Genomic DNA, 14,602 nt, shown 5'->3' on the forward strand with positions numbered 1-14,602 from the left:
ATCATTTTTCTCCGGGATGGTGGCTACGCCGCATATATATCGGTTCCCTTATGTCCGGACTATCGGTTTCCAGTCCTCCGGACAGGCGGTTTCACCGCACCGGTATATCCAAGCCTGATGTATGCCAGTCAGACACAGAAGCGACTGATCGATGACCACATGGTCAGTTATGTGGCAGAACACGAAATGCTTGTTGTGAATGAGTAAGCGAACGCCGCCGAAGACGACCTCCGGCGGCGATAACCCATACGACATTCATGACGCAAAGTTGAGCAGTTCAGCGACAGCTCATGAGAGCAGCTCCGTGACAGCTCATGAAATCAGCAACAGTAGAGCATCTCCGCCGCTTTGAAGCATTTATCCAACCACACTGTGTTCATCTTCACTTTTTCTCCTTCTATACATTCTGTTTTTCTGGGCACTCACTGTGCCAATACCATAAATCCTGCTATCCTTGTAAGGTTTCAAAACTCTGACCTTATGAGTCGTAATACCAAGTTCTTCTGCAATCTGCTCATCAGTCTTACCGCTCCTCATAAGTCTTCTTACTGCCCTGGTCTCCTTCGTGGAATACCATCCCCCTTCAACCAGCAGTCGTTTCACTTTCGCTTCCGAAAGATGCATGATACGTCCCACTTCCCGAATGGACCGTCTGGACAACTTATCCTCTTCTCTATCATCATACGGAGGTCCAAACAAATCACAGGCCATCTTGACCAGCTCCTCCAGTTTCATCTCTTTATCGACATCTTCATATATTCTTGGCCTTGGCATTCCCTCACCTCCGGGACAATAATATCATATCGTCGCAAATTACGCAATAGGTCTAATGAAAAAGCTCACCAGGTTATTTATTCTGATGAGCTTATCATCTTCACTACCACACTTCTCATCCACACTTCGCTACCACACAAGGTAGTGTGAAAAACCGCACCCCCAGAAAATAAGAACTTTTCTGGAAAAGGAAAGTTGGCGGTGGAAAACCACTCTCTCCCCCCATCCATCTACTTTTCAAAAAAAGTAGAAAAGGCGGCCAGAAAAAACCTTTTCTGGTAGAAAAGGAAAGAGCAACACAAGGAAAGTAGTGTGGAAGAATAAGAAGAATAAAAGTAGGTGTGGACGAAAAGAAGAAAACACAGGGGATGAGAAGGGATTAAGCACATTTCTGTGGTGTGTTTATTCACCACTTTTTTCTCATCCACAGCTTCGGCTGCTTTTTTAATGCTTTTGAGGGCGAAAATTTGAAGGCTGGGATGAGAAGGAAAATTGGGAGATTGGTGACACAGAGTGCGTGGGAAATAGAGGAAAGAAAGATTAGCTCTTCTTTGCTTCCTTGATCGGGCAAACCTTCAAACACATCCCGCACCTTACACAAATACTCTCATCGATTTGCGGGTACTCAAATCCCTCTTCATCTTCTACCATTTTAATGGCAGACTTCGGGCATATCGCATAACACGCTGTGCAGCCACAGCAGTCTTCTTTTCTTTCGTAAAGAACCGGGATTGGTTTGTTATTTATCTCGTTCATGTGCATCACCTTCTTGCTTCCTCAAATGATTTGGCATCATTTTGTCCAACTCATCTTCAGTGAAGAACTGGTATTCTTCGTTCTTGATTTTATTCTGTGCTCTTTCATATGCCTTTGCGCTAGTTGGCAAAGCCGCCTTGTATATCGCCGCAGACTCTTCCAGCAATTCATCTCGTCTCTTACAGATTTCATCGGTGCTTATCTGTCCCATATCCGTTAATAAGGAGATGTACTTCTCTCTCACAATCCATAAATCATCTGCCGATTTTTGATGGCTGATTATCTTCTCATCAACGTTATACTCCTTTGAAAACAAAGTAATCGCCAGAGATAATGCCGAGAATACCGCACCAATAGCAGCAAGACATTTCGAATCAAATATAAAGAACGATACCATACCTGTGGCTGAAACGGCAGTAAGTATTATATCGATCCATTTTACCCTGCCACTGGTTTTCTTCAGAATCGCTACTTCTTCCCAATGGCAAGTATATGAATATACCAGTTTGCCGTATTGTTCTTTTATCTGAGATTCAAGCTTCTCTTTATACTCCATCATTACTTACCAGCCATATATTTCAGTATTTTTTCCAGACAGGTATAATCATCAGTATCAACAATCATTCCACTACCTGGAGCATATAGTGTACTCCACCTATGATTGTTGAAGTAGTCATATAGAACTCCTTCATATGTTCCAGGTGAACTTCCTTCTCCACCAGGTGGAGTCCATTCCCAACCTTGAATAGCGTGATAAACAAAGCTATCAATCAGGATTCCAGACAAGTTATAACTGCTGAACTTCTCATTATGTATTCTGCGAATGTGTCTGCATGTGTCTTTCAATAGACCGTTGCTTGTCCCGTTCTTTTCGTTCATTGCATCCTGCTCAGATTTTGGATTTGTGGACTTCCAATTCCCGCCATTGTTTGTGTCAGGATATATGAACTCTTTTTTATAGTACGGGTAAACGTACTCCCTCTCAAATGCAGGCACCACTTCAAACTTGATGCCATCTGCAAAGTCAATAACCACAACCTGACCGTCTGCCCTTATATCGCTTCTTGGGTATGCTGATTGGATAGCACCTTTCACTGCTTGGAGAAGTCTGGATTGACCATTACCTTTTAAACTATCATGCTGTTCATATACATTCTGTGGTAAGATGACGAGCATATCCACATCGCTTGTATCTATGGCTGTACCACGACCATATGAACCAACATATAAACTATGGAGTGTATCACTTGTGGAGTTCCAGAATTCACTGTTTACCGCTCTTGTGATGCGATGATATCTAGCGGATACTGCATCTCTTATTTCTTTGGGTACAATTTCACCATGCTTTTGAACTCTATCCACTATTATCACATCCTCCATTTTGATTGGCTTTTAGGGTAAAGTTACCCCTTACCCCATCAAAAAACATGTCTTCCTGTTTTCAAATACCGCACCGAAAGCAGACGTATTATCCCACAGGAATATAAGCATCAATCCAATCCTCCACCAAACTATTCCAGTAGTTTGGCCAAACCTTCTGAAAATCAGAGCGGCGATTAGTTTGACTATCTTTCCTTACTAGAGAAGGAATAAAGCAATAAAGAAATCCATCCCTGGATTTGCTTATATTATATCATTTTTAAGGATGATTTGATAGATGGCAAGGTGACGAATATTACGTCCTAAATACCGTTACATCCTTTAAATCCAAATACCCTACAAGAGCAATCAGTCTCTTCATATCATCCAGTGAATGATAGCCGATATGCCACTTCGCATCACACCTGCTTCGTACTTCTTCGAAGTATGGATAGTCAACTTCTGACAAGGAATGACCGATGACGAATACTTCTTCAATGCTACTCAACCCGTCAAAGAAGTCCTTATGGTTCTTTATGATATCTTCACACTTCTTTGTCGTGGAATCGTCATACCAGGATGCTTCTCTTGCTGCAGTTTCCAAAGCCGCTTCCATCACATACCTTTTATACGGATTCTTGAACTTGAATGGTTTCAGTTCCACCTTATCCCACTGTTCTTCTTCCATGCCAGGCTTGTGACCAAGAATTATTTCATCTGGCTTCTTACCTTTTTCAGTTTTCCTGCAACCGTGGATATAGCAGACATTCTCTCTTTTAGCCCCATACAATGTCTCGATGAACTCAGTATAGTTGAAATTCAAAACTTTGTAACCGCCATGGAGCATTGAGAATGGTCTGTCATCGCTCTCAACTTTTAAAGTCTTAATCCATTTCCTGAATCTATAGTTCAGTTCTCTTGGAATGTTGAATGTGGGTCCAATTGCTGTCTCCACAGCGGCAAAGAAATCTGCTGCCTGACAATCAGGATCGTATGCCCCAAAGTTATCAAGCCACATATCTATCACTTCAGGATTAAGGAACATGCTATAATTCAGTCTACCTAGTGAATCCTCAAGGTTTGACCATAAATCACCAGTATCAAGGTATGTCTCCATTTCCCATCGCAATGGATTGTTCTTACCTATCGTCTTCTGAAATTCCCAATAGGAAGATTTCACACCATGCATGATGTCGAAACCATTGCCGATAATCACAAGCGATTTGTCAGGGTTTGCAAACTCGATGGGCTTTTGCTCGAATTTGGCTACAAGCCTTTGAAGTTCCTTCTCGTCCTGCTCTACCTTTATTCTTTTTTCTTCCTGTGCCTTTTGTTCTTTTCTGGTTTTGCGGCATTCTTTGCATCTCTTTGGAATCTGTAGTCCCTTTGAGATATAGAACTTTTCCTCTTCTGGTGAAATGGAGAAGCTTTTGCCACAGTCTTTACAAATGATTTCTTTCATAGGTTTTTTAGTAGTGTTGGTGGGTGGGTCACTTCTTAAATGTAAGCAACATGCCATAATCAGAATTACTTATTTGACTTAATGGCATACCCCCCCCCGAAGGATTTTCTTGATTGTACGTTTTATTTTATTCACGACTCTGCTTTTAAGCGGAACTTTTATATCAGCTGCATATTTCTTAGCCATTTCCTCAAACGACAATTTATCCAAATCTTCAAAGAATGTATCCCTTTGCTGTGGACGAGCAACCGATTTATACTCCGAAGGATTACCTTTTACTCCTTCCTCATAACTGACTTCTTTCCACTTTAGCTCATTCTTTATGCTATCAAACAGTTCCTGGCCTTTATCGGTTCTTGTGATTACCAGACTTGTCCCCCTGCCATCATTCATCTCCGGAGCTACATTTTGTATACCCCAGAAATCAGCAATAGTCATGTCTGCTTTCCTATATCGTTTTGCTTGACACTCATAGCAAGCAGGACGAAGGCAGTAATCTCGAAGGAACATGCGCATGAAGGAATCGGTATCCTTTGATATGTAGAGTTGATTCTCTTTCATACCGAAGTCAATCCAGCTGTCATCCTTACATCGGAAGTTCACGCTCTCCAACTTTCCGTGCTGCTTTTCCTGGTAGGCCACATATTCTCTCCACAGTTTTGGAGATGGAGTGCCATGACAGATGATGTCAAGTAAGAAGAGATTTGTGTATTCTTTGCCTAAGAATAGTGAAAGCCCATTGATCTGACATCCAGTTCCAGAGAACAGTACCTTTCTTCCCTCCTCCAAATCCTTCTTCACCTGCTTAAGTGCATTTCCTACTTTGGCCTGGAAATACTTTGATCCGCGAAGAGGACTGACATCTCCCTCCACTCTGACCATTTCTGCGCCATAGCAGTCTTCGGTCATAGCCACGCCATAGACAACATCAAACTTGTCAGCAAGGGCAGAAAATATACCACCAGATGAGGAGTTTTCTCTTATTTTATTGTTCTTATATATCGCTGCATATGTTTTCATTTTAATTCATTCCAAGTTTAACCAACACTTTGTTGATTTTACCTTTCATCATATTATCGGCCAGATGCAGGGCTTGGTTGTATTCGTCTGTATTTCTGAATGCCAGATAATAAATCGCATTTGGAACAATAATGCATATCACACCACGAACTAAAATCGTAGGTATGAGGCCCATACTAATTCTTGAGCAGATAAAATATGTGACCACGCAACTGAACAACACTACTAAACAGTACTTTGCTAATCTGCCAATATATGGCCACATGTGCTTTTTTTCAAAGATTACGGTAAACAGATTATGCAATAACCACGGCATGCCAACACAGAGGATGGCGAGTACGGTAGATAAAAGAATTCCGTAAATGCCGATGAACTGTACCAGAATTAAGTTCAACACAAGATTTGTTAATGCCGCAGCCAAGGGTCTAAACCTGTCCTCATGCCACATTCCAGAGGCATCTTTGTATAAATTAAAAAGCGCATTGAATTGGCGGACGAAGAAATAAACTACAAAGCATACTACTGCCGAAAGAGAAAGCATCAGATCCTTACCTACCCACAGTTCCATGAATGGCTGGTAGATGCACAATAAGCAGACTGAGCAAAATCCTGCAATCCAAGTAATGATAAAAGTGAACTTTTTCAGATCCTGATAATTCTTTTCCTTGCTTTCCACTACTATGCTGTTGCCAATTCCAGCAGTACATGCCGAAAACACAACAGTGATTAACCCAGATATTGAATTCAGTATGTAGAAGTAGTTTTGATAAACAGCAAGTACTATTAACCCAAGAAAAGCAGAAATCACGATGGTATCAGCGGAGTCGTAAATGATGCCGCCAATCTTTGATGTGAATAAGTCTCTAATTCTTTGATTAATTCTCTGTACCTGAGCCTTATCAACGCTTCCCTGGGGTTTAAACTTTGGATACAGTTTATTAGCGCATACCGCGGTCGCGATATTGGTAAGTGCCTGAGTTGCGAGTGCAACTATTACATAAATATAGTAATTGTGGAAAGCTAAGAGCACCAAAATCTGCAACCCATATTGAATTGTATTTGTTATGATAGCAACTTTAGAAACTACATCTGTCCTCTGGTGTGCCTGCAAAATAGAATTCTTATACGCAAACAGCCAATACGAAAGTACTGTGGCACAAAGGTTCAATAAGTAGAGAATATATATATTAATTCCAGACGGAACATCACTCTTTATTAAATATGGAATAAATGGAGTCAAAATGCATCCGACAACAGCTATGACCAAGCCAATTACTCTATAATATGTTCTATAGAGTTTCATGAGCGCACAGATGGTAGCCTCATCATCTTCCGCAATAGGTTTATACATACTATAAACCATCGCAGAGCCCACACCTAGTTCCGCAAGGTTCAAAACTTGAAGGACTGATGTGAAGAGACTATTTAATCCCAGATACTGAACACCCATCAGGTAAATCATTGCTGTACGCATCAGGAATGGTACTAGTATCTGGTATATTTTTAGAATTACACCGAAAATAATATTTCGCGTCGCATTTTTAGTTCTTTCTATTTTTGCCATTTCATATACCCATCGCTTCCAATAGTTTTCCCATGCTCTTGTTTTTCTCAACTACCAGTTCGTCTTCAATTTCATTCCAATTGCTAACCGGTTCTTGCTCAACAATTCTGTCTCTATTCTGAATTCTATTTTCCAAGCCAAACCGTTTAGTAATTGTCTCAATTCGTGAGAACATACTGCTCACGCCATCTTGCTTTCTATCAAAGACATAAAATTCTTTATTGAACTTGATGGAAAAAGCGACTGCGTGGAATGAATCTGTCAGCACATAAGACGCATTCTGAATCATGTACAAGAATTCAGCTGGGTCTAATGTATATAACTCTGGACTGTCTATCGAGTTAAGAGCATATATAGGCAATCCTATTTCTTTAGCAAAAGCCTTAACAGCTTCAGGAACCTCGCCAAGAAAATAGGTGCAGATGTATTTACTTTCAATATATAATTCCGGCTTCTTTGCGACGTGTTCCCAATCAGCTTTATCTAGTAAAAGTGTCGGATCAAGTGTAATATCAGCAGTTCTTCCGGTTAATTCCTTCACTATTTCAGCTGCTCTTTCTTCTCGAACAGATATATACTTCATATTTGAGAGGTTCTTTTTGAAGTACCACTTCGCCCCATCTGGAATACTGTTTGCTCCTATACTAGCAGCAAATGAAAGCCTTTTATCTTTAGGAGCAAATGTCAAAAATTCGTACTCTTTTGCTTCATAATAAGGATTCCACACCTGGTCGCTTCCAACAACAAAATAATCTATCGCGTACTTTTTCAATGACCTAACGGCTCGAGAATGGCTCGAACAAATAATCGGATCTAAAATAGCTGTATAACTATGAACAAAATCAAGGAATTTCTTTTCTCTTTCCTTTTTCAACCCACTCTTATCCTGTGGAGAATACAGTTTTCCTTTTAATATCCTGAAAGGAATAAACCGTTTTACTATTTTTTTTATTTCATCATTTGTTCTATTTATCCAATCTTCTTTTGTATAAACTCTCACCCCATTGAAGACCTGGAATCCTTCATTCTGCAATAGTTTAGTCAACGCATAGTTTTGGAGCCTGTTACCGTAATTTATATAATCATCTATTGTAACAATTGCAGCATTTCTATTTTCCATTAGAATACTTGTGCCTCTTTCGTAAAATCAAATCATAGATAAATCGAGTATGCTTTATCAGTAATATTCTAATCCTGGTATTATTATTTAAGCTATCCCATATTGGTTTAATATCCAATGCACACATTCTCTCATAGCACTCTCTGTTATCCCCGCCATTCCTTGTTATCACATTGTACATGTTTAAAAGTGTGCGCAATTCATGACGTTCAATACAAAGCAAAATACTGTTGGTACTTACTCGTTTTTTGCAATAGGAGAGAACCTTCAATTTATCTAAATCCTTATTAATATTTACATCGTGCATCGCCGATGTGTTTCTCTGGAAATAATTATATCCAACACAACTTAACAACTTTATCTTTTTGGATTTTGTTATGACATCAAAAACAAATTTCTGATCTTCTGCTATTTTTATTTCTCGATCAAATAAAACGTCCCTAGTTATTTCTGTGCGGTATACCTTTCCCCAGACTGCATTATGGATTAATTTCTCTAATCCAAATAGGTTTTCAAGCATTTTGTCTTTTTCAGTTATAACTACATCTTTTGAAACAAATTGCTCGTAACTTGTATTGTCACCATCAATTATTCTGTAATTTCCCTGAACAAAATCATACCCACCTCTGTCCAATTCCCGTACGGCCTTTTCAAAGAAATCTGGCTCTACTGTATCATCACCATCAACGAAAGTAATGTATTCTCCCGTGGCCTTACTAATTGCAACATTCCGAGCATTTGATACTCCCTGATTTTCTATGGAATACAGTACAATTTGGTTGTGTAACCGCTGATACCCACGTATGATTGATTCGCTATCGTCTGTGGAACCATCATTTATCATAATAATCTCATAGTCAGAGGAAAAATGGATGGATAGTAGAGAGTTCATTGTAGTGGCAATATAGTTTTCCAGATTATAGACTGGAACGATTATTGATAGTTTCATAAGGCCACCTCCCTTTTTCTGGTTATTTGAGAAGTCTGCGCAAGGCAGATTTTGCTCCTACAAAGATTTTTACAACTGTCATATACACCTTCATGTATGCATTCATTGCTTTGTTATTATTTTTATAAAATACGTAAAGTCCTAGATGAGCACGCTTGGAAAGAGAGCATTTGCTTAAATACTCTCTGCCTTTTTGCACAAATTCATAGGAGCGCAATTCATCTAAAACAACATTCCGTTCATTATCAGATGGAAGCCCTGCATACATCGCTTCTATATCGTCCCAAAGGAAACCTAAGTAAGTGTTAAAAAAAGTAATTTTGTTCTTTGGTGTATCCAAACCCAACTTTTCAATATATGAATATAGCAGTGGCCTAACTACATTAGTGGCTTGGTGCTGACCTTTCCGATAGACATGCGTGATACTTGATGTATTTATCCTATACAAATATAGAGCTTCATTCAAATAATAAAAAGTGCTTGCCTGATACATTACGGGAAGGCTTTGAATCATGTCTTCTCCATTTTGAATTTTATAGAGGTTGCTGTAATCTGAATCAATGTCAAAAAGCTCATATTTGCAGCACTTTTTGCATAATGAATTCAATCTGGACGTAGACATCATACGTTCGAAAACCGTATTCTTATCTAGAATGCCTGTTCGTGCGAACAGAGGAGGTTCTGTTGTATTCACTACTTCCCCATTAGTGTTAATTAGTTTCCACTCAAACACAATCACATCGGAATCTGTAGCATTAATAATATCGGATAATCTGCCCAGGGCATTGGTCGCTATACAATCATCACTGTCCAAAAAGCATACATAACGACCATTAGCAAGCTTTAAACCAGCCCTTCTTGCAGAAATCAAACCCTGATTTGGTTTGTGAATTACTTGAATCTTTTCTGGATAGCGGGCTACGTAGTCGTCACAAATTTGCCCACTTGCATCCTTTGAACCATCGTCTACAAGGATAATTTCGTAATCCGTGAAAGACTGTTGCAATACAGACTCCAAACAAATAGATAAATATTTCTCTACATTAAAAACAGGAATTAAGATACTAAATAATTTTCTTTCCATTCAACAACTCTCCATATTAATGCTTTATTATTTTCACCCCCTGAGAAAGAAGTTCGTTGTGCGCTTCACATTGGACGCAGTTTTGTATTACAAGCAAATCCTCATTGTTATACCTTCTCTTAATAAACCACTTCACAAGGCGATAATTGGACAATTTGTTAATTACACGGAATAACAACTTATCTCTGACCCCGGATAAAGAAAGAAGATAGGAATCCAAAGAGGATGCTGCAAATTGTACATACTTATGATGAAGAATAGCACTGTCTTCAACCTCAAGGTTTCTCTGGCAAAACTCAGATATAATTGTTTCTGTCTCGTTTTTATTTGCCACCCGAACACGGTATCCATCTTTTTTTAATGGAATGTAGCTAATTTCAAATCTGTCTCCAATTTGTATTAGCAGACTTGTCTGCCAGAATTCACTTTCGCTGTCATCAAACAGGAAGTTACCTTGACCATATATGATTGTACCCCCCCCCGGTATTTTTTCTTCGCACCCTATGCAATGGCTGTGTTGACATACTACTAAATCAGCGCCCTTTTCTACCAGCTTACGGCAGACCTTCTGCAGATTTGGAGAAGGATATCGATAGTGTTCTTTTCCTCCGTGGTATAGAACGATTACATAGTCACACTGTTCTTTCAAGGCCGCAACGTGGTCTGGAGATTCCAACAGATCGATGGGGTTTGCCCCAGCAGAATGTTCTGTTACAATGGAAAACTCATGCTCCGCACAGGCGTATACACCAATCCTCTTTCCGTCGCATTCGAATATATATGGTTTTGCGGCTTCCTCTGGCGTTTGTCCCACACCTGTGTAGGCAATTCCTGCAGTATCAAGCACGCTACAGGTGCTTTCCAATCCCTGCTGATCCTGATCCAAAATGTGATTGTTGGCAAGAGTCAACAAATCGACATGCATGGCTTTATACGCCGCAACACACTTGGTTGGTGCAATCAGATTTGGGCCACACTTAGGGATAGGCTGCTCCCGATCCGTCAGTGGAACTTCTAAATTGAAAATACGATAATCAGCGTTTTTAAGTATATTATCCAGTTCTTCGCCAAGTAAGGCCTTGCTATCTCCTGATTCAAAGAATTCTATATTACTATTCGTAGGGACAAGATCTGCACCAATTAATATTTTCATCGTGTATTCACCTTTTCTCCCGGAAGTCTAATCATACTTCCCATTTTGTAATCCCACTCTACAGGATTAAATGAATCAAATCCACTGCCGTCAAAAAAAGTCAATTCTCCAAAATATATTCCCGCAGGAGTTTGATAAAAATCAACTCTAACTTGGGGTATTCCATTAGCTAGTTTTTCTGCCAACTCTTTCATATTTTCGAAGTGATTTGGTTTTTGAGGCGTTACTTTTGCATTTTCATATCCCCATGTGAAATTTAAATGAGAAAAATTCTCATCAAAATAATCTGCCTTTGTTTTTTCATTAGACATTCTGTCTGAATTAAGCATTACTAACTTAACTTTTCCGTTGAAGCAATATAACTTATAATCTTTAAGTTCATATCCAGACTCGTCAACCATATATTTTTCGCAAATTATTTTTCGCGGAACATCTTTATACGGCCATTCACGTCCAGTCAAGTAATAGTCTTGATTTAGCCCTTTCCGAAGGTCTTCTTTAACTTTTTTGATATCTAATTTACTTTTATCCTTGCAAATGCACATTCCAAGTCCAGAATTATGATTACACTTCAATACAAACTGATTTGGTAATGCATCAAAATCAATCTCATCAGGATCATCCCACACACCAAGTAATGGTATTAAGTATTCCTCACCTAGTTTATCTGCTATGTAATCACGTACTTTGTACTTATCCACCATCATTGTATATTCTGGTCTACGATCATACAGTTTTAGCCACTGGAGTTTTTCATTATATGTTTGAGGATTTTGTAAATTCAGCTTTGTACCCATTCGAGATTTATATGCAAGCTTTAAAAAGGTTGCATCCGGCATCCAGTCCAACAAATGTCTGCGAAGCAACGCTTCAAAAATTCTTTTATTCATTTTTTCTCCTTTTCATTCCAACTCTTCCGTAACATTACTGGATTTCTGAATCACCAACGCCTTTGCAAAAAACAGAATCAAAATATTCTGCAAAATATCGTTATACGATACTACTGCAATGTGCATAGCGAAATAGCACAGAAAACAAATCGCTACGGTATTTAACAGCATAGATGTATTTCGCCTTAAATAAAGTTTCAAAAAATCAAATACCAGCTTTATGTAGTAGGAGTAGTAACAAAAAAATCCTAAAATTCCAACACCTACAAGTATATCTACAAAGTTATTATGCGAGTAGGTAAAGTGCCCTGTTTCCCTTAGGTTTATAAAACGATAGTTATCTACTCCATAGCCAATAATCGGAGACTTTTTGAAAGCATCAAAGCCGACCTGAATGTACCGAGCTCTCAGAAGCGCGCTGCTATCAGCCGTGCCTTTTCCGCTCACAAGTGATAACATTCCCTCGATTCTCCATCCAATTGCCTCATAGAGCTCAGGAACATTCATGACAAGCTGAAATGCCGCATAGATACCAAATATAATAATCAGTAAATTCCGAAAACGCTTATTTGGATGCTTAAAGTAGTAATACAATGCAATACCAAATACAGCTATCAGCAACGCTTTTCGAGAAGCAGTGAAGTATAGCAACACTAATGCAAGTACTGATCCAACGAGTAGATAAAAACGCCTAAAAACACGTCTATCTAAATTAAAAGAATGCAAGGAAAAGATTAGAAATACAGCACACTTCAAACCTACATCATTTCCATTCCACATACCTGTGTCTGCCCACCCATGTTGGCTGAGTTGAAAATTGTTCAAATCCACATTCAGTACTACGTACAGCATCATAACGAAAACTGCGACCATGTACATTTGCATGTATTTCTCTAAATCTTGATCTGTCTGAATTTCATCGTCTATTACAAAGAGGATTATTATGAGCACCACCAGAGTTTTCATGGTGTTCAAAGAATTACTTCTATTAATTGCAAGGGGAATAGAAAGCAAGCAAACACAAAAAAACAGAAGAAACCAAGTCTTAAATTGCGTCATCCGAAAGGGAACGGAAAAATGATGAGTTGCAGCATACACTCCAAGCGCAAGAAATACGCTTCCCCACCAAAATATAGGGTTACTGCTCCATTCAGGGTTCAGTGCAACCGCAAAAAAAAGTGTCATAGCAATATTACTGATTTGTTTATACGTTACTTCCACAGTTTTTTATACCTCACAACATCTTTGGCTGACTACCTTTATTCACTCACCAATAAACTCCAACCACCTATTTGCAATCACGGATGCCTCCACTCTGCTTCGGATTTCATGTGCATTTTCACCGCATCTTTTTGCAAGTTCACGATCTTGAATCATTTTAATCATTGCACTCGCCAATTCCTCTGCATCATTGCATGGAACCAGAAGCCCATTCTTTTCATCCTTAATCAGCTCCCTTGCGCCACCGGGTGAGCAGTCAGTGGAGACACAGGGCAAGCCAATTGCCATCGCTTCAATTAATGCATTTGGGATTCCTTCGTAGTCTGAACTGAGAACAAACAGCGCAGAATTTTTTATGTAGTCCTGAATTCCGGTTTTTGCGCCAGGTAAGAAAACCCGCCCCTGAAGTCCCTTTTGTTGAATACGATCTTCCAGATTGTTACGCAACTTTCCTTCGCCATAAATAATAAGCCGGAAATCAGGAATCTGATCCTTAATCATGGAAAAAGCATCAATCATCAGAGCCTGGTTTTTCTGATTCTCCAGTCTCCCGACAGATACGATAGTCTTCTCTTCATTTGAAAAATCATGCGTCGGAAATGATGTGGTGTCCATAGGGTTCAGAATCACACAGCTTTTCCTTTGCACCTTATCGGGATAGCACTTTTTTGCACCTTCAGTTTGAAAAACAAACTTATCGGCTTTATGTTCTACGATTTTCCTGTAGATTTTATCCACAGGCCGTTGATTTACCTTATTAGGATCATTTCTTTCCGAATAAATCAGGGGTATGTTCAAGCCCATGATAGCAATGGCAGTCAGAGCACATATGTCATTATAAAAAGAAATAACCACATCAGGCTTCCAATCCAGACATTCCTTCCGTATCTCACGAATATGTACAGTCTGCTCAAACCGTGCTTGCTGAGCTGCTTCAAAACTGCTGACGATATTAATCCCCTTACTCAGCGGATAACTGCTTTCCGCTGGAGTTCCTGTAAGAAAAAATCTTACTTTTTCTCCACGACTATACCATTCATTAGCAAGAATACTCATGACCCGTTCTGCACCGCCGAAACGCATCCCGGATGCAACAAAGAGATACTTCATTTCACTTTCCTTTCGAATAAAGCGCCAAATGTATATTGTCAATAGTTAATCCTCAAAATTGTCATCAAAATTCCCTGTTTTTGGAAAGGGAATTCCTTGTTTTTGTCAGGACACGATTTCTTCATTCTGAGGTACTGTCT

General features: G+C 39.3%; 15 protein-coding genes. 1 reads left to right on the forward strand and 14 read right to left on the reverse strand.

From position 1 onward, the window contains the following. Positions 1-207: hypothetical protein (locus ACTNC3_RS10750; protein ID WP_441227421.1), on the forward strand; the 207-nt coding region annotated here is incomplete at its 5' end. Positions 208-357: 150 nt separating this feature from the next. Here ACTNC3_RS10750 and ACTNC3_RS10755 read toward each other — a convergent pair. The 14 genes from ACTNC3_RS10755 to ACTNC3_RS10820 form a co-directional block, all read right to left on the reverse strand. Next, complete coding sequence (locus ACTNC3_RS10755; protein WP_441227422.1) at positions 358-774, reverse strand: hypothetical protein; 417 nt, start codon at positions 772-774, stop codon at positions 358-360. A gap of 540 nt (positions 775-1,314) precedes the next feature. Then, positions 1,315-1,530 carry a 4Fe-4S dicluster domain-containing protein gene (locus ACTNC3_RS10760; protein ID WP_441227423.1) on the reverse strand — a complete coding sequence of 72 codons (216 nt, stop codon included), beginning with the start codon at positions 1,528-1,530 and terminating at the stop codon, positions 1,315-1,317. Beyond that, positions 1,514-2,089 (reverse strand): SLATT domain-containing protein, encoded by a 576-nt coding sequence (locus ACTNC3_RS10765; protein ID WP_441227424.1) that lies wholly within the window; start codon positions 2,087-2,089, stop codon positions 1,514-1,516. The genes ACTNC3_RS10760 and ACTNC3_RS10765 overlap by 17 nt, the downstream gene beginning before the upstream one ends. After that, complete coding sequence (locus ACTNC3_RS10770; protein ID WP_441227425.1) at positions 2,089-2,910, reverse strand: SMODS domain-containing nucleotidyltransferase; 822 nt, start codon at positions 2,908-2,910, stop codon at positions 2,089-2,091. Before ACTNC3_RS10770 ends, ACTNC3_RS10765 begins: the two co-directional genes overlap by 1 nt. Before the next feature lie 295 nt (positions 2,911-3,205). Beyond that, positions 3,206-4,351, reverse strand: coding sequence for an AbiH family protein (locus ACTNC3_RS10775; RefSeq protein ID WP_441227426.1), 1,146 nt, complete (start codon positions 4,349-4,351; stop codon positions 3,206-3,208). 78 nt (positions 4,352-4,429) lie between these two features. Next, positions 4,430-5,371, reverse strand: coding sequence for a Coenzyme F420 hydrogenase/dehydrogenase, beta subunit C-terminal domain (locus ACTNC3_RS10780; protein WP_441227427.1), 942 nt, complete (start codon positions 5,369-5,371; stop codon positions 4,430-4,432). 1 nt (position 5,372) lies between these two features. Continuing rightward, positions 5,373-6,935, reverse strand: coding sequence for a lipopolysaccharide biosynthesis protein (locus tag ACTNC3_RS10785; RefSeq protein WP_441227428.1), 1,563 nt, complete (start codon positions 6,933-6,935; stop codon positions 5,373-5,375). Between the two features lies 1 nt (position 6,936). Then, on the reverse strand, positions 6,937-8,055 hold the full coding sequence (locus ACTNC3_RS10790; RefSeq protein WP_441227429.1) for a polysaccharide pyruvyl transferase family protein: 1,119 nt from the start codon (positions 8,053-8,055) through the stop codon (positions 6,937-6,939). Continuing rightward, on the reverse strand, positions 8,045-9,004 hold the full coding sequence (locus ACTNC3_RS10795) for a glycosyltransferase family 2 protein (protein ID WP_441227430.1): 960 nt from the start codon (positions 9,002-9,004) through the stop codon (positions 8,045-8,047). Before ACTNC3_RS10795 ends, ACTNC3_RS10790 begins: the two co-directional genes overlap by 11 nt. A gap of 22 nt (positions 9,005-9,026) precedes the next feature. Continuing rightward, positions 9,027-10,088, reverse strand: coding sequence for a glycosyltransferase family 2 protein (locus ACTNC3_RS10800; protein ID WP_441227431.1), 1,062 nt, complete (start codon positions 10,086-10,088; stop codon positions 9,027-9,029). 16 nt (positions 10,089-10,104) lie between these two features. Continuing rightward, the gene (locus ACTNC3_RS10805) at positions 10,105-11,241 is read right to left on the reverse strand and encodes a CapA family protein (protein ID WP_441227432.1); all 1,137 of its coding nucleotides are present in this window, start codon (positions 11,239-11,241) and stop codon (positions 10,105-10,107) included. Continuing rightward, positions 11,238-12,131: an ATP-grasp fold amidoligase family protein gene (locus ACTNC3_RS10810; RefSeq protein ID WP_441227433.1), complete on the reverse strand. Its 894-nt coding sequence runs from the start codon at positions 12,129-12,131 to the stop codon at positions 11,238-11,240. Before ACTNC3_RS10810 ends, ACTNC3_RS10805 begins: the two co-directional genes overlap by 4 nt. Positions 12,132-12,143: 12 nt before the next feature. After that, positions 12,144-13,352 (reverse strand): O-antigen ligase family protein, encoded by a 1,209-nt coding sequence (locus ACTNC3_RS10815; RefSeq protein WP_441227434.1) that lies wholly within the window; start codon positions 13,350-13,352, stop codon positions 12,144-12,146. A 42-nt stretch (positions 13,353-13,394) separates the two neighbouring features. Beyond that, complete coding sequence (locus ACTNC3_RS10820) at positions 13,395-14,462, reverse strand: glycosyltransferase family 4 protein (protein WP_441227435.1); 1,068 nt, start codon at positions 14,460-14,462, stop codon at positions 13,395-13,397. Between the last annotated feature and the right edge of the window lie 140 nt (positions 14,463-14,602).

It is taken from the genome of Oribacterium sp. HCP3S3_B9, from assembly GCF_052064255.1.
Classification (GTDB): domain Bacteria; phylum Bacillota; class Clostridia; order Lachnospirales; family Lachnospiraceae; genus Oribacterium.

Excerpts from the sequence above, each read along its gene's own strand:
- ACTNC3_RS10755 (WP_441227422.1), bottom strand. The coding sequence starts at position 774 with ATGCCAAGGCCAAGAATATATGAAGATGTCGATAAAGAGATGAAACTG.
- ACTNC3_RS10760 (WP_441227423.1), bottom strand. The coding sequence starts at position 1,530 with ATGAACGAGATAAATAACAAACCAATCCCGGTTCTTTACGAAAGAAAA.
- ACTNC3_RS10765 (WP_441227424.1), bottom strand. The coding sequence starts at position 2,089 with ATGATGGAGTATAAAGAGAAGCTTGAATCTCAGATAAAAGAACAATAC.
- ACTNC3_RS10770 (WP_441227425.1), bottom strand. The coding sequence starts at position 2,910 with ATGGAGGATGTGATAATAGTGGATAGAGTTCAAAAGCATGGTGAAATT.
- ACTNC3_RS10775 (WP_441227426.1), bottom strand. The coding sequence starts at position 4,351 with ATGAAAGAAATCATTTGTAAAGACTGTGGCAAAAGCTTCTCCATTTCA.
- ACTNC3_RS10780 (WP_441227427.1), bottom strand. The coding sequence starts at position 5,371 with ATGAAAACATATGCAGCGATATATAAGAACAATAAAATAAGAGAAAAC.
- ACTNC3_RS10785 (WP_441227428.1), bottom strand. The coding sequence starts at position 6,935 with ATGGCAAAAATAGAAAGAACTAAAAATGCGACGCGAAATATTATTTTC.
- ACTNC3_RS10790 (WP_441227429.1), bottom strand. The coding sequence starts at position 8,055 with ATGGAAAATAGAAATGCTGCAATTGTTACAATAGATGATTATATAAAT.
- ACTNC3_RS10795 (WP_441227430.1), bottom strand. The coding sequence starts at position 9,004 with ATGAAACTATCAATAATCGTTCCAGTCTATAATCTGGAAAACTATATT.
- ACTNC3_RS10800 (WP_441227431.1), bottom strand. The coding sequence starts at position 10,088 with ATGGAAAGAAAATTATTTAGTATCTTAATTCCTGTTTTTAATGTAGAG.
- ACTNC3_RS10805 (WP_441227432.1), bottom strand. The coding sequence starts at position 11,241 with ATGAAAATATTAATTGGTGCAGATCTTGTCCCTACGAATAGTAATATA.
- ACTNC3_RS10810 (WP_441227433.1), bottom strand. The coding sequence starts at position 12,131 with ATGAATAAAAGAATTTTTGAAGCGTTGCTTCGCAGACATTTGTTGGAC.
- ACTNC3_RS10820 (WP_441227435.1), bottom strand. The coding sequence starts at position 14,462 with ATGAAGTATCTCTTTGTTGCATCCGGGATGCGTTTCGGCGGTGCAGAA.